Below are 16,372 nucleotides of genomic sequence, written 5' to 3' on the forward strand. Positions count from 1 at the left end.
TCGCCGCCGCCGGCCCCGGCGGAGGGTCACTTGGTGAAGAACGCCAGCCGGTGACCGTCCGGGTCGAGCAGGAGGAACTCCCGCCGCCCGGCCGGGACCTTGCGCGGCTCGGTCGACGGGGTGAACCCGGCGGCCCGCACCGCCGCGTGGGCCTCGTCGATGTCGTCGACCTTGAGGTACAGGGTGGGCCCGGAGCCCGGGGCCACCGCGGCGCCGGCGTCGTCGTCCGCGGTGGTGAAGGTCAGCCAGAACCAGTTGACGTAGACGGTGGCCTGGCGCTCGTCCCGCTTGCCGGGGCGGAACCCCAACGCCTCGTAGAACGCGGTCGTCCGGTCGAGGTCGCCCACCCGGTAGGTGAGGCCGGAGATGCTGCCGATCTTCACGTGCGCTCCTTCGTCGTCGCGTGCGGTTGTCGGACGTCGGACGGCCGGGCCGGCCGGACGCCACCGGGCAGGACGTCCTGCCAGCGCGCGGGCCAGTTGGCCAGGGCGAGGACTCCCATGATGACCAGGTGGACCGGCGCGGAGACGCTCTCCGACCACGTGTCGTGGTTGACGATGTGGGTGGTGGTCGCGCCGGTCAGCACGAACACCAGCACGGTGGCGCCGAGGAACCTCGCCCGCCGGCTGGGCAGCACCAGGAGCACCGCGCCGAGGAGTTCCAGCGCGCCGACCACGAAACGCATCCACCCGGGATAACCCCATTCGACGAACTTCACCGCGTACGGCGGTCCGAAGAACGTCTCGCCCGGCAGGTACTTCGTGACGGCCCCCACCAGGAACTCGACCGCCAGGAACCAGTAGACGACGGTCATCAGCCGTCCCGGCCGACCACCGTCGGGTCGCTGCCCGTCACCGCTCATCTCTCGCCTCCGGTCTCCCGTCCGTCCACGTCCACCCTGATGACAGGCGGCGCGGGGCGGACGTGACGCGGGGAGTGGCCGTGGAACGGCCACTCCCCGCGTGGACCGGCGCGGCGCGCCGGGGGCGCTACTTGCTGACGCCGGCGGTGAGGCCGGACTGCACCTGCCGCTGGAAGACGATGTAGACGACCAGCACCGGCAGCATCGCCATGGTCACCCCGGCGAACAGGCCCGACCAGTCGGACTTGTAGCCCTGGTTGACCGACAGTTCGATCAGGCCCTGGGCGATGACCTGGTTCTTCGGCTCACCCGCCACCGACTGCATCAGCAGGGTCGGCAGGTACCACTGGTTCCACTGGCCCAGCACGTTGAAGATGCCGATGCTGATCAGGCCGGGCTTGGCCATCGGCAGCATGACGCTGAAGAACAGCCGGCTGTGCGACGCCCCGTCGACCATGCCCGCCTCGGCGATCGCGTTCGGCAACGTCCGGAAGAACGAGTGCATGAAGAACACGGTGAACGCCAGCGACCACGCCACGTAGACGAGGATCAGCATGACGTGCTTGTTCGGGCCGAGGAAGGGCAGCACCACGCCGGTGTTGTAGACGCCCTTGAACAGCGGCACCGCGGCGAGGTAGATCGGCAGCGTCAGGCCGGACAGGAACATCCAGTAGATCGGCCGGTTGCCCGGGAACTCGTAGCGCGCCAGCACGTACGCGGCCATCGAGCCGAGCAGCATGGTGAGGAAGACGCTGCCGACGAGCACCAGCAGGGTGTTGAGGAAGAAGCTGTCGATGCCGGCGGTCCAGGCGCGGGCGAAGTTGTCCCACTGGAGTGACTCGGGGATCAGCGACAGCGGTTTGCGGATCACCTCGGAGTCGGTCTTCAGGGCGGACATCACCACCCAGGCCAGCGGGTAGACGACCATGACCGCCCACACCGCGAGGAACAGGTGCGAGAAGCCGTTGAAGATCCGGGTGCCGAAGCCGTCGGCCCCGGAGCCGGCCTTCCCGCCGGGCGTGGCGCCGGCCGGAGGGGGCGCGGCGGGCCGGGTCCGTTCGGAGGTGGGTGTCACCGTGCTCATCGTCCAGGCCCTCTCAGTACTCGATCCGCTCGCGGCGGGTGATCCGGAGCTGAAGCGCCGCCAGCAGGATCGTGAAGATGGCCAGCGCCACCGCCATCGCGCAGGCGTAGCCGAACTGGCCCTTCTGGAACGCGGTGAAGTTGATCACCGAGGCGAAGATCTCGCTGGCGTGGTTCGGGCCGCCCTGACTGGGCGTCATCACGTAGACCAGCGCGAACATGTCCAGCGCGATGAAGCCGAGATAGACCCAGGCCACCGACACCGTGTCCCGCAGCAGCGGCAGGGTGATCCGGAAGAACGTGTGGAACCGGCTGGCCCCGTCGAGCAGCGCCGCCTCGTAGATGTCCTTCGGGATCGACTGCATCGCCGCGGAGAAGAGCACCATGTAGAACCCGGCGCCGCTCCAGACCGCGATGAGCAGCAGCCACCACAGCACCGCGGGTACGCCGAGGAAGGGCGCCGGGTCGTTGGTGAAGGCGATCGGGTTGTCGGCGTCGACCAGCCCGATCTTGATAAGTACCCCGTTGATCAGGCCCTGGCCGTCGGCGCGGTAGATCTGCTGCCACATGACCGCGATGACCACCAGCGACAACACCTGGGGGAAGAAGAAGATCACCTTGTACAGGCTGGAGCCGAAGACGCCCCGGATGCCGGCCCTGTCCTCGCGTCCGCCCACGTTGAGCAGGAACGCGAGGAACAGGGCCAGCGCGATGGTGAACAGCGGCACGGTGATCAGGAAGAACACGTTGTGCCAGAACGCCATCCTGATCAGCTCGTCGCCGAACAGCCGGACGTAGTTGTCCAGCCCGACGAACTGCTGTCGGTCGGAGTACCCTCCCCAGTCGGTCAGCGAGTACCCCGCCGCCTGGGCGAAGGGCCACACCACGTAGAAGAGGTACAGCGCGACGGGCAGGGCCAGGAAGCCCGTGACGAAGCGCGCGACACCGTGCCGCATGGGACTCACTCTTTTCGCTCGGATCAGGCGGTACGGGTCTGCTTCTTGATCGACGAGTCCTTGGCGACCTTGTCGGCGGCCGCCTGCATCTTGTCGACGAACTGCTGGGCGGTGAGCCGGCCGGCCATCAGCTCCGCGGACAGGTTCGAGCTCTCCTTGTCCAGGTCGGCGTAGAAGTTCCAGAACTTGATCGACACCAGGTCCGGCCCGGCGTTCTTCATCAGCTCGTTGGCGCTGGCCAGGGCCTTGTCCTGGACGTTGTCGCCGGAACCCTTGGTGGAGGCGAGCGACTTGGTCAGCTCGGCGAACTTCGCCGAGCCGGCCTTGGACAGCACGGCCCGCAGGAACTCCTTCGCGGCGGCCTTGTTCGGGGCCTTCGACGGGACGACGATGCCCTCACCGGCACCGGCGTAGACGTCCTTGGGCGCCTTGTCGGAGGCGCCGAGACCCCAGTAGTCCGAGATCTTCATCTCGAAGCCCGGCGGGATGGTCGCCGCCATCTCGTTCTTCAGCCAGGTGCCGACCTGGATGAACGCGGCCTTGCCGTCCAGCCACGCCTGCTGCGACTGGGTGTGGTCGAGTTTGCCCGGGAGCAGCAGCTTGTCCTTGACCAGCTTCTCCCACGCCTGAAGGGCCGGCAGGATCCCGTCGGCCTTCCAGGCGTTCTCCTTGAGGTTGTCGATGTCGATCACGGCCTGCTTGCCGGCCGACTTCCAGATCGTCGCCATCAGCGCCCAGCGCGGGTAGTAGCCGTGCACCGCGTCGTAGACGTACGGCGCCATGCCCTTGGCCTTGATCTTCGGGGCCAGCGCGAAGAAGTCGTCGAAGGTCTTCGGCGGCGTCCACCCCTCCCGGTTGAACAGCGCCTCGTTGTACCAGTTGCCCCACACCGTGTAGGCGACGTTGACCACGTAGAACTTGTTCTGGAAGGTGCCGTCGTTGACGGTGCCCGGCAGCAGCGAGTCCGCCACCGTGCCCGGGCTGTCCCACGCCGGCGCGGAGAGCAGGTCGTCCAGCGGCTCGATCGCGCCCTCGTTGATCAGGGTGCTGATGTCCATGATGTCCGCGCCGGAGTTCATCACGACGTCGCTGGGCTGCGTCGCCATCTTCGGCTGCTCTTCGGTCTTGATCTTCTGCGTGGAGCTGAGGTTCACCGTGACGCCCGGGTGCTTGGCCTTGAAGATGGCCTCGTCCTCCTTGGCCCACTGGTCGCCCAGCCCGCCGTTGAAGATGACCACCTTGACCGCGCTGTCCGCGGCGACGCCGAACGGGTTGTCGTTGCTCTTCGCGGCACCCGAGTCGTCGGACTTGGTCGGCTCGCTGCCGGCGCAGGCACTGAGCAGGCCGGCCGCCGGGGTGACGAGAAGGCCGGCGGCCGCCGCGCGACGCAGCAGGGTGCGGCGGTCGAGGTCGGGGGTAACAGACATCTGCGACTCTCCTTGGGATTCGGTCAGGCGGTACGCCGGAGACGCCCGGCGTACCGCGACTCGAGGGCGTGGTTGTGCTCGTCCCCACCGGGGACGTTGGCGGAGAGGTAGATAGGGGGCACCTCTCCGGCCTGGTGGAACCGTCGTACGACCTCGGCGGTCAGCAGCTGCGCCAGCAGCGCGGCGGTGACCGACGAGACCGCACAGACCGCGCCGCCGCCCTCGAGCGGCAGCAGTGCGTCGCCGTACGGCGCGCCGTTGTCCAGCACGACGTCGGCGAGGTCGACGAGCCGCTTGCCGGACGGGTGCCGGGGGGCGACCCGCGCGGTGTGCGCGACCGAGGTGACCGCGATCAGTGGGTGACCGCGGCCGGTTACCAGCGCGGCCAGCTCGACCACGGAGCCGTTGATGCCGGACTGGGAGGCCACCACGAACACGTCCCGTGGCTGGGGCGCCGCGAGTGCGTAGAGCTGGTGGGCGATGGCCGGATCCCGCTCCAGCTTCGGGTCGGCGAGCACGTCGCGCGGGGCGTCGCCGTGCAGCACCAGGTCGTGCAGGGAGATCCGGTTGGTGGGGACGAGACCGCCGGCCCGGGCCACCAGTTCGGCGGCGAACGCCTCGGAGTGCCCGGCGCCGAACGCCTGGAGCACCCCGCCGGCGCGCAGGCTGGCGGTGATCAGGTCGGCGGCGGCGTGGATCGCGTCCACCTCGGAGTCGAGCAGCCGGTCGAGCACGGGTCGGACCGCGTCGGCGTACCCCTGGGCACTGATCATGCGACGGCCCCCTTCGCGGCCTTGTGCCCGTCGACGGCCTGGGCGGTACGCCGGAAGGCCGCGTGGGCACGGTCGTGGGTGCGCTGCGCCACCGCGATGTAGAGCAGGTCGAGCACGACGAGCTGGGGATGCCGGGCGGACAGCGCGTCCGGGCGGAAGGTGGTGGCCTGGCTGGCGGTGAGCAGCACGATGTCGGCCAGCTCGGCCAGCGGCGAGCGTGGGAACCCGGTGAGCGCGACGGTGGTCGCGCCCCGGCTGCCGGCCTCGGCGAGCATCTCGATGGTCTCCCGGGTCTGGCCGCTGTGCGAGATGCCCAGCGCGACGTCGCCGGCGCGGAGCAGGGCCGCGCTGGCCAGTCCCTCGTGGATGTCGTTCCAGGCCCAGGCGGCGACACCGATGCGGTGCAGGCTGAACTGCATCTCCTCGCCGACCAGCGCGCTGCCGCTGGCACCGAAGATGTTCACCCGGCTGGCCCCGGCGATGGCCACCGCGGCCCGTTCCACCTCGGCGAGGTCGAGCAGGGCGGCGGTGTCGTGCATGGCCCGGGTGTCGGCGGCCATGATCTGGTCGAGCACCCGGGCCAGCGGGTCACCGGGCTGGATCTCGCGTCCGATGTCGACGGTCCAGCCCGCCGAGCGGGCCCGGCCGGTCTCGGCCGCGATGCCCAGCCGCAGGTCGGCATACCCGTCGAAGCCCATCGCCCGGCAGAACCGGGTGATCGTCGCCGGTGAGGTGCCACTGCGCTCGGCCAGTTCGACGATGGTCGCCCGGGCCGCCGCCTCCGGGTCGCTGAGCACGTGCTCGGCGACCCGGCGCAGCGCCCCGGTCAGCTCCGCCACCCCGGCGCGGACCCGCGCCAGGACCCCGCCTGCGGCAACCCGTCGGTCGAACCCGTCGGCATCGACCACCGCGGTTGCCGCGGCGGTGTCCACCTCGTGATCAACCATCGGACGCCCTTTCGGAAAAGAGTGTTAACTGTTAGTGGTAAAAGTTCTTACTGAAGGCCCCTCCGTGTCAAGACCGTGGGCGAAGTTTTCAAACTGTTACCTGGCGCACAGCCCCCGCCCTTGTCCCGACCCACCCGCGCCGACCAGCATGAACACCGGTCGATCAGGGAGGTGACACCGGATGTCCGACACCGTCGTGATCGGCCTGGACGTCGGCGGCACCTCCACCCGGGCCGCCGCCGTGACCCTGCGCGGGCACCGGGTCGGCTCCGGCCGCGCCGGCGGCGGCAACCCCACCAGCCACGGCGCGGAGCGGGCCGCCGACGAGCTGCGCGCCGCGCTGCGGGCCGCGCTCACCGAGATCGACCCCGCCCGGGTACGCGCCGGCGCGATCGGCCTCGCCGGAGCCGGCCGCCTACTGGCCGACCCCGCCGGGCGGGCCGCCTTCGACCGGGCCTGGCAGGACGCGGGCCTGCGCTGCCCGTACACAGTGCACGGCGACGCGCTGGTCGCGTACGCCTCGGGCACCCCCGACCCGGACGGCACCGTGCTGATCGCCGGCACCGGGGCCATCGCGGCGGCCGTCCGCGGCCGGCGGCTGGACCGGGTGGCGGACGGGCACGGCTGGCTGCTCGGCGACGCCGGCTCCGGTTTCTGGCTCGGCCGCGAGGCCGTCCGCCGTCTCCTGGCCGACCTGGACCGGGCCCGTACCCCCGGCCCGCTGGCCAGCACCGTGCTCACCGCGCTGCTCGGCTCCGCCGCGATCGCGCCCCGCCCCCGGGACACCGTCGACGCGCTGGTCCAGGTCGTCACCCGACGCCCACCGGTGGACCTCGCCCGCCTGGCGCCCCTGGTGGTGGACGCCGCCCGGACCGGTGAACCGGTGGCGACCGCCCTGATCGCCGAGGCCGCCGCGCACCTCGCCGAGAGCGTGACCCGGATCCGCCCACCGGGCGCCGGGCAACCGGTCGTGCTCGGTGGCGGCCTGCTCACCGGCGACACCCCCCTGGCGGCGGCGGTCCGCGCCGAGATCGCGACCCGCTGGCCGGACGCGACCGTACGCCCAGCCGGGGACGGCGCGGCCGGCGCGGCCTGGCTCGCCGCCCTCGACCTGCCCGAGGCCACCGACCCGGCCGCCCTGCACGCCCTCCTGGTCCCCACTCCCTGACCACCCCGCCCCCGCCCCCCGCTGCCCGCCCGCCGCGCCCCGCTGCCCGCGCCGCGCGGGCAAGATCGCGCACGAACGTGGAAGTAGTGGCATCCGAGCGCCGGGGAGACCACTGTTTCCCTGAAGTAGCGCGATCTTGCCTGGACGAGACGGGTTGAGGGTTCCGGGCGCGGCAGCGCCACGATCGGCTGCGAAGTCTGCACCGGAGGTTCAGGGATACGATTCAGGAGCATGACACCGAACAGGCAGACCGGGTCCGGCGACTTCGACCTGACGATGGACGAGCTGCGCGTCGTGGCGCGCTACGTGGTCCGGCACGCGCAGGACGTCCTGCACGTGTTCGAGCGGGCCGTTCCCGATGATCCGCGTCCCCGGGCGGCGATCGACGCGGCGTGGGCGTTCATCGACGGCGCCGACCGGACGAACCGGCAACGCGTCGCGTCCGTCGACGCCCACCGGGCCGCCCGGTCCGCGCCGACCGAGGCCGCGCGACTGGCCGCGCGATCCGCCGGCGACGCCGCGTCGGCGGCATACCTGCACCCGATCGCCCGGGCCAGCCAGGTCGGCCACATCCTGCGCGCCGCGGCGAGTGCGGCGCGCATCGGGGAGATCGCGGCGGGCGGTGCCGCCGCGACCGCCGATGCCCTGCTGGAACGGTCGCGGCAGGAGGCGACACCGGCGCTGGTCGGCGTGCTCCGCCGCTACCCGCCCGCGCCCGGGGGCAGCAGTCGGGTCGCCCGGCTGATGAGCACGCTGGACCGCGCCCTGCGCGAGACGGCCGACCGGTCGCCCGGGCCCACCACCGGGGGCCGGGCCGCCGCGTCCGACCGGGCGGGCACGTCATGATCCTGCCGAAGATCCGCGACCCGCGCTTCGTGACGATCCGCCGGGGCGGCACGCTCACCGACGCGGACCACCGGCTCCTCGCGCTGTGGGCGGCCTCCTGCGCGGAGCACGTCCTCGGCCTCTTCGAGTCGGTCCGGCCCGGTGACCCGCGACCGCGCCAGGCGATCGCGCAGGCCCGGGCCTGGACACGGGGCGAGGTCACGATGACGCAGGCGCGTACGGCAGGCGGCCACGCGATGGGGGCGGCCCGGGACCTGCGCGGAGCGGCCCGGCACGCCGCGTACGCCGCCGGCCAGGCCGGAGTCGTCGCCCACGTCGCCGCGCACGAACTCGGCGCGGCCGCCTACGCGATCAAGGCCGCGCGTGCCGCGGCTCCCCCGGGCCAGAGCGACGCCGCCGGCCGACGGGAGTGCCGTTGGCAGCGCGACCAGCTGCCGGCGGCGATCCGTGACCTCGTCCTCGACGACCAGCGGCTGCGTAACGACATCTGCTGGTCGGTGTTCGACTGTTGACGCCGCGCAAGCCCCCCGGCACCCGCGCGCCGGCCAGCGACCGCGCGGTCACCCCGCAGGGGTCACTTGAGCTGGCCGGCGGTGAGGCCGGACTGCACCTGCCGCTGGAAGATGACGTAGACGGCGAGCACCGGAAGGACGGCGATGGTGAGGCCGGCGAACAGCCGGGCGTAGTCGCCGGCGTAGCCCTGGCTGACCGACAGCGCGAAGAGCCCCTGGGCGAGCACCCACTTGTCCTCGTCGCCCTGCATGAGCACCTGCGGCAGCAGGAACTGGTTCCAGTGCTGGAGGAAGTTGAAGATCCCGACACTGATCAGTCCCGGTCGCGCCATCGGCAGCATCACCTGGAAGAACAACCGGAAGTGCCCGCAGCCGTCGACCAGCGCCGCCTCGGCCACCGAGGTGGGCAGCGTCCGGAAGAAGGCGGTCAGGAAGAAGACCGTGAAGGGCAGGGAGTACGCGGCGTAGACCAGGATCAGGCCGGTCCAGGTGCCGAAGAGGCCGGCGTTGCGGACCACGAAGAACAGCGGCACCAGGGCCAGGAAGACGGGGAACATCAACCCGCCGACGAACAGGTAGTAGACGATCTGCCGGCCGCGGAACTCGTACCGGGCGAAGACGTACGCGGCGGTGGCCCCGGTCAGCATGGTCAGGCTGACCGAGCCGGCCACCACGACCAGGCTGTTGAGGAAGTACCGGCCGATGTTGGCCCCGGTCCAGGCCCGGACGAAGTTGTCGAAGCGCAGCGTCTCCGGCAGGCCCCACGGGTCGGCGAGGATCTCCCCGTTGGTCTTGAACGCGCTGATCGCCATCCACAGCAGCGGCAGGACGGTCACCGCGCCCCAGAACAGCAGGAAGCCGTGCGAGAACAGGTTGGCGATGCCGAGTTCCCGGCGCAGCGGGCGGTCCGCCGACGGCGCGGCCGGGCCCCCGGGCGTCACCGGTGGTGCGGTCCGATCCAGAGTGGTCACGACAGCTCGATCCGTTCACGGCGGCCGGCGCGCAGCGCCAGCACCGCCACCGAGAGGGTCAGGAAGAACATCACCACGCCCATCGCCGAGGCGTACCCGAACTTGGTCTCGCTGCCGAAGGCGGTGTCGTACATCCGCACGCCGATCACGTCGGTGGAGAAGTTCGGCCCGCCGTTGGTCATCAGCTGCACCAGGATGAACCCGTCGAGGGCGAAGATGGCCAGGTAGACCCAGGCGACCTGGACGGTGTCCCAGAGCAGCGGAATGGTGACCTTCCGCAGGGTGGTGAGCCGGGAGGCGCCGTCGAGCATGACCGCCTCGTAGATCTCCTTCGGGATGGCCGACATGGCGGCGCCGAAGAGCACCACGTAGAAGCCGACATTGCTCCACACCATCACCGCCAGGACGCACCAGAAGGCGGTCGCAGGGTCACCCAGCCAGGTCGGCGCGGACAGCCCGATACCGTTCAGCGCACTGGTCAGCAGGCCCTTGTTGGGGTGGTAGACCTCCTTCCAGAGCAACGCGATGATCACCACGGAGAGCACCTGGGGGAAGAAGTAGACGGTGCGGTAGAACGCGGTGCCGCGTACGCCGCCGATCCCGGCCCGGCCCTTGCGGCCGCCCATGGTGAGCATCGAGGAGAAGAAGAGTCCCAGCACGATCGTCACCACCGGCACCAGCACCAGCAGGATCGCGTTGTTCTGCAACGCGTTCCACACGTAGTCGTCCCGCCACAGGTTCCGGAAGTTCTCCAGCCCGACGAAGTTGGCGTCGGCGGAGTAGCCGAGCCAGTCGGTGGTGGAGATCTGGAACGCCTGGAGGTACGGCGAGACGACGAAGACGACGTACAGCAGGACCGGCGGCACCAGGAAGGTGACGATCAGCGGCCACTTGCCATGTCTCACGGCGGGTTCTCCCTCCCGGGGGCGGAGGCGGGGCGGGGCGGGTGGTCGGCCCCCGCCCCGCCGGCCGGCGTCAGGTCCGCTTGTACTTCGTGATCGAGCTGTCCTGGGCGATCGAGTCGGCGCCCTTCTGGCACTGGTCCAGGAACTCCGCCGGGCCGATCCGGCCGCTGAAGAACTCGCCGCACGCGGCGTCGACGAGGTTGCGCTCCAGCTTGCGGTAGTAGTTGTTGTAGACCCAGTTGAAGCCGTTGGCGCCGGAGGCGTCCAGGGCCTTGACCACGGTGCTCAGGCCGTGCGGCAGCTCGACGCCCTCGCTGGCGCCGGCGACCACGGTCAGGCTGGACACCTTCTTCGTGAAGTCCTGCGCGCCCTTGCGCGACAGCATCGTCCGGAAGTACTCCAGGCCACCGGCGACGTTCTTCGCCTTGGCCGGCACCATGAACGGCTCGCCGGCGGTGCCGCGGATCGCCTCGAACGGCAGCTTGTCGCCACTGCCCAGGCTCGGCGTGGGCTGGACGGCCATGTCGAAGCCGGCCGGGGTGACGTCCTTCTGCTCGGCCTCCAGCCAGGAGCCGCAGGAGATGAAGGCGGCCTTGCCCTGGCTCCAGGCGGTCTGCGACTGCTTGTGGTCCAGGCCCGGGGAGCCCTCCAGGATGAACTTGTCCTTGACGATCTGGTGCCACGCGTCGGCGGCGGTCTTCATCGCGTCGGACTTCCAGGCGTTCGGCTCCAGGTTGTCGATCGCCATCGCGACCTGCGGCCCGCCAAACTTGATCGCGGTGGAGATCAGCGGCCAGCTCATGTAGCGGGGGTGGATGCCCGCGTACGTCCAGGGGGCGATGCCGGCGGCCTTGATCTGCCGGCACAGCGCGATGTGGTCGTCCCAGGTCTTGCCGTACGCCCAGTTGCGCTCGGTGAGGAGCTTGGTGGAGTGCCAGATGCCGTAGACGGTGTAGGTGTAGTTGAGCACCAGGAACCGGCCGTCGTAGGAACCGACCTCGACCGCGCCGGGCAGCAGGGTGTCGCGCACCTTCTTGCCGGGGACGTCCAGGCTGGGCGCGTCGAGCAGCTCGCCGAGGTCGGCGAGGGCGTTCTGGGAGACCAGTCCGTTGAAGTCGATCTGCCCGGCGCCGGAGTTGTTGACCACGTCCGGCGGGGTGCCGTCGACGAAGCGCGGCTGGAGGGTCTTGCTGATCTCCTGCGTGGCGGAGTGCTTGATCGTCGCCTTTGGGTACCTCTCGGTGTACATGGCCTCGTGGGCCTTGGCGTACTCCTCGCCGAAGCCGCCGCTGAAGATGACCACCTCCAGCGGCGCGTCCTCCTTGACGCCGAGGGGGTTCTGCTCGCTCTTGGTGCCCTGGTAGGCGTCGGTGCCGTCGCTGTCGTCACCACCACCGGTGGCGCACCCGGCGAGCAGGCCGGCGGCGGGGGTGGCCAGCAGGCCGGCGGCGGCGGTACGCCGCAGGATGTCACGCCTGTTCATGGTTTCTCCTCGGATCCGGTTGCCGGCGGCCGCCGGTGGCTTGGGGGAGACGGCCTGCCGTTCGAGGCGGCGGGGGAATTTGTCTTCAGTTAGCAACAAGTTGCTGAAGAATTTCTACGGCAGCGACGCGCGGACTTCAAGACCCGATGACCGATCCGTTATCACCACCGGCCACACCGGACGTGGCATACCCTCGCTGCATGCGCCGACTGCGGCGGCTCGCCGCGGCCACGCCGGCTGGCCGGGAACGGTTCGTCGACCTGCTCCGGGGGCTCGCGATCCTCATGGTCGTTCTCGGTCACTGGACGATCGCGACCATCGGGTACGACGCGGCCGGCCGGCCGACCGGGCGTTCGGCGCTGCCCGACCTGCCGTGGGCGTACCCGCTGACCTGGGTGGCCCAGGTGATGCCGGTGTTCTTCCTGGTCGGCGGCTATGCCAACGCGGCCTCGCTGGCCGCGCGACGGGCTCGGGGCGGCGACGCGACCGGGTGGCTGCTGGACCGGTCGGCCCGGCTGCTGCGCCCCACCACCGCGTTGCTGCTGACCCTCGCCGGCGGCGCGGCCCTGGCGACGTCGCTCGACGCGCCGCCCACGCTGGTCCGCACCGTCGTCTGGTTCGCCACCATCCCGCTGTGGTTCCTCGCCGCCTATCTGCTGGTGGTGCCGCTGACCCCGGCGATGACGGCGCTGCACCGGCGGTTCGGGCCGGCGGTGCCGGTCGTCCTGGTCGCGCTGGTGGCGGCCGGCGACCTGGGACGCGCGCTGGGCCCGGCGGAACTGGCCCTGCCCAACTACCTGCTCGGCTGGCTCGCCGTGCACCAGCTCGGCATCGCCTGGCACGACGCCCGCGCCGGTCCCACCCGCCGTGGCCGGCTGCCGCTGTCCCGGCGCGCCGGCGCGCTGCTGCTGGCCGGGGGCCTCGGCGCCACCGTGCTGCTCACCACGGTCGGGCCGTACCCGGTGGCGATGCTGAACGTGCCCGGCGAGCGGCTGGACAACGCCGCCCCGCCGAGCGTCGCGCTGCTCACCCTGGCCACCGCCCAGCTCGGCCTGATCCTGCTGGTCCGCGACCCGGCCGAGCGGTGGTTGCGGCGCACCCGGCCGTGGCTGGCGGTGATCGCGGTGAACGCCGTCGTGCTCACCGTCTTCCTGTGGCACCTGACCGCCGTGATCCTCCTCGTCGGCGCCCTGGACGCGGTCGGGCTGCTGCCCACCCCGCCGGGCGGTTCGGCGGCCTGGTTCGCCTGGCGGCTGCCCTGGGTGCTGCTGCTCGCCGTGGTGCTGGCCGCCCTGGTCGCGGTGTTCGGCCGGATCGAGGCCGGCGGCGGGCCGGGTCGCGCCGAACCGGGTCGGACCGCCGCCGGGCCGCGCCGCGGTCGGGCCCGGTGGCGCGCCGCGCTCACCGCCGCCGCCTTCGCCGCCGTGGTGTACGCGCTGGTGCTCAACGCCCGCACCCCGAGGGCCGACCCCGAGCCGCTGGGCCTGCCGGTGCCGGCCCTGGTGGCGTACGTCGCCGGGGCCGGCACCCTGCGGCTGCTCAGGACTGGGTGGGGAAACCAAGGTTGATCCCACCGTGCCGCGGGTCGAGCCAGCGGCTGGTGACGACCTTGCCCCGGGTGTAGAACCGCACCCCGTCCTCGCCGTGCGCGTGCAGGTCGCCGAAGAGGGAGGACTTCCAGCCGCCGAAGGAGTGGTAGGCCATCGGCACCGGGATCGGCACGTTGATCCCGACCATCCCGGCCTCCACCTCGTGCTGGTAGCGCCGGGCCGCGCCGCCGTCGTTGGTGAAGATCGCCGTGCCGTTGCCGTACGGGCTGGCGTTGACCAGGTCCACCGCCTCGTCGTACGAGCCGACCCGCAGCACCGACAGCACCGGGCCGAAGATCTCGTCGGTGTAGATCGACATGTCCGGGGTGACCCGGTCGAACAGCGTCGGACCGAGCCAGAACCCGCCGGGGTCACCGTCCGGCTCGACCTGCCGGCCGTCCACCACCGGCACCGCACCGGCGGCCACCCCGGCCTCGACGTAGCCCCGGACCCGCGCGGCGTGCTCGGCGGTGACCAGCGGGCCCATGTCACAGCCGCGCCGCCCGTCGCCGGTACGCAGCCCGGCCACCCGCTCGGCGATCCGCGCCACCAGGTCGTCGGCGATCGGCTCCACGGCGACCAGCGCGGAGATCGCCATGCACCGCTCCCCCGCCGAGCCGAAACCGGCGTTCACCGCCGCGTCGGCCGCCAGGTCCAGGTCGGCGTCGGGCAGCACCACCATGTGGTTCTTCGCCCCGCCGAGGGCCTGCACCCGCTTGCCGGCGGCGGTGCCGCGCTGGTGGACGTACCGGGCGACCGGGGTGGAGCCGACGAACGAGACCGCCCGCACGACCGGGTGGTCCAGCAGGGCGTCGACCGCCTCGGCGTCGCCGTTGACCACGTTGAGCACCCCGTCGGGCAGGCCCGCCTCGACGAACCACTCGGCCAGCAGCAGCGCCGCGCTCGGGTCCTTCTCGCTCGGCTTGAGCACCACCGTGTTGCCGGCCGCCACCGCCACCGGGACGAACCACAGCGGCACCATCACCGGGAAGTTGAACGGCGAGATCACCGCGACCACGCCCAGCGGCTGCCGGATGGTGTACGAGTCGACCTCGCTCGACACGTTCTCGCTGAACGCGCCACGCAGCGCCGAGGGAAGGCCGCAGGCGTACTCGATGACCTCCAGCCCGCGTTGCACCTCGCCGGCGGCGTCGGCGAGCACCTTGCCGTGCTCGGCGGTGATCACCTCGGCGAGCCGGTCGCGCCGGGCGTGCACCAGCTCGCGGAAGGCGAACAGCACCGCCGTCCGGCGGGCCAGGCTGACGTCCCGCCAGCTCCGCGCGGCCCGCTCCGCCGCGTCGACCGCGACCGCGACGTCCGCGGCGGAGGCCAGCTCCACCTGACCGGTACGCCGTCCGGTGGCCGGGTCGAACACGTCACCGCGCCGCTCCGACGCGCCGCCGACCCGCTTGCCGTCCACGAAGTGCCCGATGGTGGGTAGGGCGCTCACGCCGCCACCGCCTCGGCGACGCAGGAGCGGATCGCCTCGACCAGGATGGCCAGGCCCTCCCGGGCCTCGTCCTCGGTCAGCGTCAGCGGCGGGCCCATCCGCAGCACGTTGCCGTGCAGGCCACCCTTGCCGGCGAGCAGGCCGCCGGCCCGGCACGCCTCGAAGACACGGGTGGTCAGCACCGGATCGGGCTCCGTGGTGCCCGGACGGACGAACTCGACGCCGAGCATGAGGCCCCGGCCGCGTACCTCGGCGACCCGGTCGAGACCGGCCACGGCGGCGCGCAGGCCGTCGGCGAGGATCGCGCCGACGCGGGCCGCGTTGGCCTGCAGGTCGTGGTCGCGCAGGTAGTCCAGGACGGCGTTGCCGGCGGCGGCGGACAGCGGGTTGCCGCCGAAGGTGGAGAAGCTGATCCCGGACACCGAGTCCAGCACGTCGGCCCGGCCGACCACGCCGGCAAGGGCGAAGCCGTTGCCGACGCCCTTGGCGAAGGTGAGCAGGTCCGGCGTCACCCCGTGCGCCTGGTAGCCCCAGAAGTGCTCGCCGGTGCGACCCCAGCCGGTCTGCACCTCGTCGCTGACCAGCAGGATGCCGTGCTCGTCGAGCACCTTCTTCCAGGCGGCGAAGAGGCCGTCCGGCGGGGCCACGAAACCGCCGACCCCCTGGATCGGCTCGGCGATCAGGCAGGCCACGTCACCGGCGGTCTGGGTGGCCAGCACCTCACGCAGGTCCTCCACCGCCGCGTCGATCCGGTCGGCCTCGGGCAGCCGGGACAGCAGCCCGCGCACCCGATCGCCGGAGTGCAGCCAGGCCACCTGGAGGGGGTTGAGGCCGCTGACCGACCAGTTGCGGTTGCCGGTGACGCCCATCGCCGCGTACGACCGGCCGTGGTAGCTGTTGCGTACCGCCAGGACCTGGTGCGAGCGGCGGAAGTTGGTGGCGACCAGCAGCGCCGCCTCGTTCGCCTCGGTGCCGGAGTTGGTGAAGAACACCCGCGCGTCCGGGATCCCGGACAGCCGGGCGATCTTCTCGGCCAGCTCGACCTGCTGCCGGATCAGGTAGATCGTGGAGGTGTGCACGATGCCGGTACGCAGCTGGCGCTCCACCGCCTCGCGGATCTCCGGGATGTCGTAGCCGATCGAGTTGGTCAGCACCCCGCCGAAGAAGTCCAGGTAGGTGCGACCCTGCGCGTCGGTCACCCGGCGGCCGGAGCCGGAGACCAGCTCGATCGGGTCGGCGTAGTAGAGCATCATCCAGGAGGGCAGCACGGCCCGGTGCCGGGCCAGCAGGTCGTCGGTGGTCATGGTGGCACCTCTCAGCGCGGTCGGCGTCCCCGCACGCTCTCATCACCCCATGCCAGGGACAACTGTCACTGTGTAGCGCGAGCCCACCATCCCGCT

Annotated in this window: 16 protein-coding genes; 4 read left to right on the top strand and 12 right to left on the bottom strand. The window is 71.6% G+C overall.

The window, feature by feature from the left end; all coding sequences use genetic code 11:
• Positions 1-26 precede the first annotated feature (26 nt).
• The 7 genes from D7223_RS01980 to D7223_RS02010 all read right to left on the bottom strand — a co-directional run bounded on the left by D7223_RS01980 (position 27) and on the right by D7223_RS02010 (position 6,048).
• On the bottom strand, positions 27-383 hold the full coding sequence (locus D7223_RS01980) for a VOC family protein (protein WP_158610810.1): 357 nt from the start codon (positions 381-383) through the stop codon (positions 27-29).
• On the bottom strand, positions 380-862 hold the full coding sequence (locus tag D7223_RS01985) for a DoxX family protein (RefSeq protein WP_202864571.1): 483 nt from the start codon (positions 860-862) through the stop codon (positions 380-382). Before D7223_RS01985 ends, D7223_RS01980 begins: the two co-directional genes overlap by 4 nt.
• Positions 863-989: 127 nt before the next feature.
• Positions 990-1,946, bottom strand: coding sequence for a carbohydrate ABC transporter permease (locus tag D7223_RS01990; RefSeq protein WP_120724131.1), 957 nt, complete (start codon positions 1,944-1,946; stop codon positions 990-992).
• 13 nt (positions 1,947-1,959) lie between these two features.
• On the bottom strand, positions 1,960-2,901 hold the full coding sequence (locus tag D7223_RS01995) for a carbohydrate ABC transporter permease (RefSeq protein ID WP_120724133.1): 942 nt from the start codon (positions 2,899-2,901) through the stop codon (positions 1,960-1,962).
• A 23-nt stretch (positions 2,902-2,924) separates the two neighbouring features.
• On the bottom strand, positions 2,925-4,328 hold the full coding sequence (gene ngcE / locus D7223_RS02000) for an N-acetylglucosamine/diacetylchitobiose ABC transporter substrate-binding protein (protein ID WP_120724135.1): 1,404 nt from the start codon (positions 4,326-4,328) through the stop codon (positions 2,925-2,927).
• Between the two features lie 23 nt (positions 4,329-4,351).
• Positions 4,352-5,101, bottom strand: a complete 750-nt coding sequence (locus D7223_RS02005; RefSeq protein ID WP_120724137.1) for a sugar isomerase domain-containing protein — start codon at positions 5,099-5,101, stop codon at positions 4,352-4,354.
• Positions 5,098-6,048 (bottom strand): MurR/RpiR family transcriptional regulator, encoded by a 951-nt coding sequence (locus D7223_RS02010; protein WP_120724139.1) that lies wholly within the window; start codon positions 6,046-6,048, stop codon positions 5,098-5,100. Before D7223_RS02010 ends, D7223_RS02005 begins: the two co-directional genes overlap by 4 nt.
• Before the next feature lie 181 nt (positions 6,049-6,229).
• Between D7223_RS02010 and D7223_RS02015 the strand changes: the two genes are divergently transcribed.
• The 3 genes from D7223_RS02015 (at position 6,230) to D7223_RS02025 (ending at position 8,574) form a co-directional block, all read left to right on the top strand.
• Complete coding sequence (locus D7223_RS02015) at positions 6,230-7,216, top strand: N-acetylglucosamine kinase (RefSeq protein WP_120724141.1); 987 nt, start codon at positions 6,230-6,232, stop codon at positions 7,214-7,216.
• Between the two features lie 231 nt (positions 7,217-7,447).
• Entirely contained in the window at positions 7,448-8,062 is a 615-nt protein-coding gene (locus tag D7223_RS02020; protein WP_238161496.1) for a putative immunity protein, read from the top strand.
• On the top strand, positions 8,059-8,574 hold the full coding sequence (locus tag D7223_RS02025) for a putative immunity protein (RefSeq protein WP_120724143.1): 516 nt from the start codon (positions 8,059-8,061) through the stop codon (positions 8,572-8,574). The genes D7223_RS02020 and D7223_RS02025 overlap by 4 nt, the downstream gene beginning before the upstream one ends.
• A gap of 62 nt (positions 8,575-8,636) precedes the next feature.
• Here D7223_RS02025 and D7223_RS02030 read toward each other — a convergent pair whose 3' ends face one another.
• The 3 genes from D7223_RS02030 to ngcE (D7223_RS02040) all read right to left on the bottom strand — a co-directional run bounded on the left by D7223_RS02030 (position 8,637) and on the right by ngcE (D7223_RS02040) (position 11,933).
• Positions 8,637-9,545 (bottom strand): carbohydrate ABC transporter permease, encoded by a 909-nt coding sequence (locus tag D7223_RS02030; protein WP_120724146.1) that lies wholly within the window; start codon positions 9,543-9,545, stop codon positions 8,637-8,639.
• The gene (locus tag D7223_RS02035) at positions 9,542-10,450 is read right to left on the bottom strand and encodes a carbohydrate ABC transporter permease (RefSeq protein ID WP_120724148.1); all 909 of its coding nucleotides are present in this window, start codon (positions 10,448-10,450) and stop codon (positions 9,542-9,544) included. The genes D7223_RS02030 and D7223_RS02035 overlap by 4 nt, the downstream gene beginning before the upstream one ends.
• Positions 10,451-10,520: 70 nt before the next feature.
• Positions 10,521-11,933, bottom strand: coding sequence for an N-acetylglucosamine/diacetylchitobiose ABC transporter substrate-binding protein (gene ngcE / locus D7223_RS02040; protein ID WP_120724150.1), 1,413 nt, complete (start codon positions 11,931-11,933; stop codon positions 10,521-10,523).
• A gap of 200 nt (positions 11,934-12,133) precedes the next feature.
• Here ngcE (D7223_RS02040) and D7223_RS02045 point away from each other — a divergent pair, with 200 nt between their 5' ends.
• Positions 12,134-13,501, top strand: a complete 1,368-nt coding sequence (locus D7223_RS02045) for an acyltransferase family protein (RefSeq protein ID WP_120724160.1) — start codon at positions 12,134-12,136, stop codon at positions 13,499-13,501.
• On the opposite strand, the gene D7223_RS02050 is transcribed toward D7223_RS02045, so the two are convergent.
• Both D7223_RS02050 and D7223_RS02055 read right to left on the bottom strand, forming a co-directional pair.
• The gene (locus D7223_RS02050; protein WP_120724162.1) at positions 13,473-14,972 is read right to left on the bottom strand and encodes a CoA-acylating methylmalonate-semialdehyde dehydrogenase; all 1,500 of its coding nucleotides are present in this window, start codon (positions 14,970-14,972) and stop codon (positions 13,473-13,475) included. The two genes, D7223_RS02045 and D7223_RS02050, sit on opposite strands and share 29 nt — an antisense overlap.
• Positions 14,969-16,276: an aspartate aminotransferase family protein gene (locus D7223_RS02055; protein ID WP_120724164.1), complete on the bottom strand. Its 1,308-nt coding sequence runs from the start codon at positions 16,274-16,276 to the stop codon at positions 14,969-14,971. The genes D7223_RS02050 and D7223_RS02055 overlap by 4 nt, the downstream gene beginning before the upstream one ends.
• Between the last annotated feature and the right edge of the window lie 96 nt (positions 16,277-16,372).

This window comes from Micromonospora endolithica (genome assembly GCF_003626595.1).
Taxonomy (GTDB): Bacteria; Actinomycetota; Actinomycetes; order Mycobacteriales; family Micromonosporaceae; genus Micromonospora; species Micromonospora endolithica.

Coding starts and splice junctions, on each gene's coding strand:
- D7223_RS01990 (WP_120724131.1), bottom strand. CDS start 1,946: ATGAGCACGGTGACACCCACCTCCGAACGGACCCGGCCCGCCGCGCCC.
- D7223_RS02055 (WP_120724164.1), bottom strand. CDS start 16,276: ATGACCACCGACGACCTGCTGGCCCGGCACCGGGCCGTGCTGCCCTCC.
- D7223_RS02045 (WP_120724160.1), top strand. CDS start 12,134: ATGCGCCGACTGCGGCGGCTCGCCGCGGCCACGCCGGCTGGCCGGGAA.
- D7223_RS02020 (WP_238161496.1), top strand. CDS start 7,448: ATGACACCGAACAGGCAGACCGGGTCCGGCGACTTCGACCTGACGATG.
- D7223_RS02005 (WP_120724137.1), bottom strand. CDS start 5,101: ATGATCAGTGCCCAGGGGTACGCCGACGCGGTCCGACCCGTGCTCGAC.
- ngcE (WP_120724150.1), bottom strand. CDS start 11,933: ATGAACAGGCGTGACATCCTGCGGCGTACCGCCGCCGCCGGCCTGCTG.
- D7223_RS02010 (WP_120724139.1), bottom strand. CDS start 6,048: ATGGTTGATCACGAGGTGGACACCGCCGCGGCAACCGCGGTGGTCGAT.
- D7223_RS01995 (WP_120724133.1), bottom strand. CDS start 2,901: ATGCGGCACGGTGTCGCGCGCTTCGTCACGGGCTTCCTGGCCCTGCCC.
- ngcE (WP_120724135.1), bottom strand. CDS start 4,328: ATGTCTGTTACCCCCGACCTCGACCGCCGCACCCTGCTGCGTCGCGCG.
- D7223_RS02025 (WP_120724143.1), top strand. CDS start 8,059: ATGATCCTGCCGAAGATCCGCGACCCGCGCTTCGTGACGATCCGCCGG.
- D7223_RS02015 (WP_120724141.1), top strand. CDS start 6,230: ATGTCCGACACCGTCGTGATCGGCCTGGACGTCGGCGGCACCTCCACC.
- D7223_RS01985 (WP_202864571.1), bottom strand. CDS start 862: ATGAGCGGTGACGGGCAGCGACCCGACGGTGGTCGGCCGGGACGGCTG.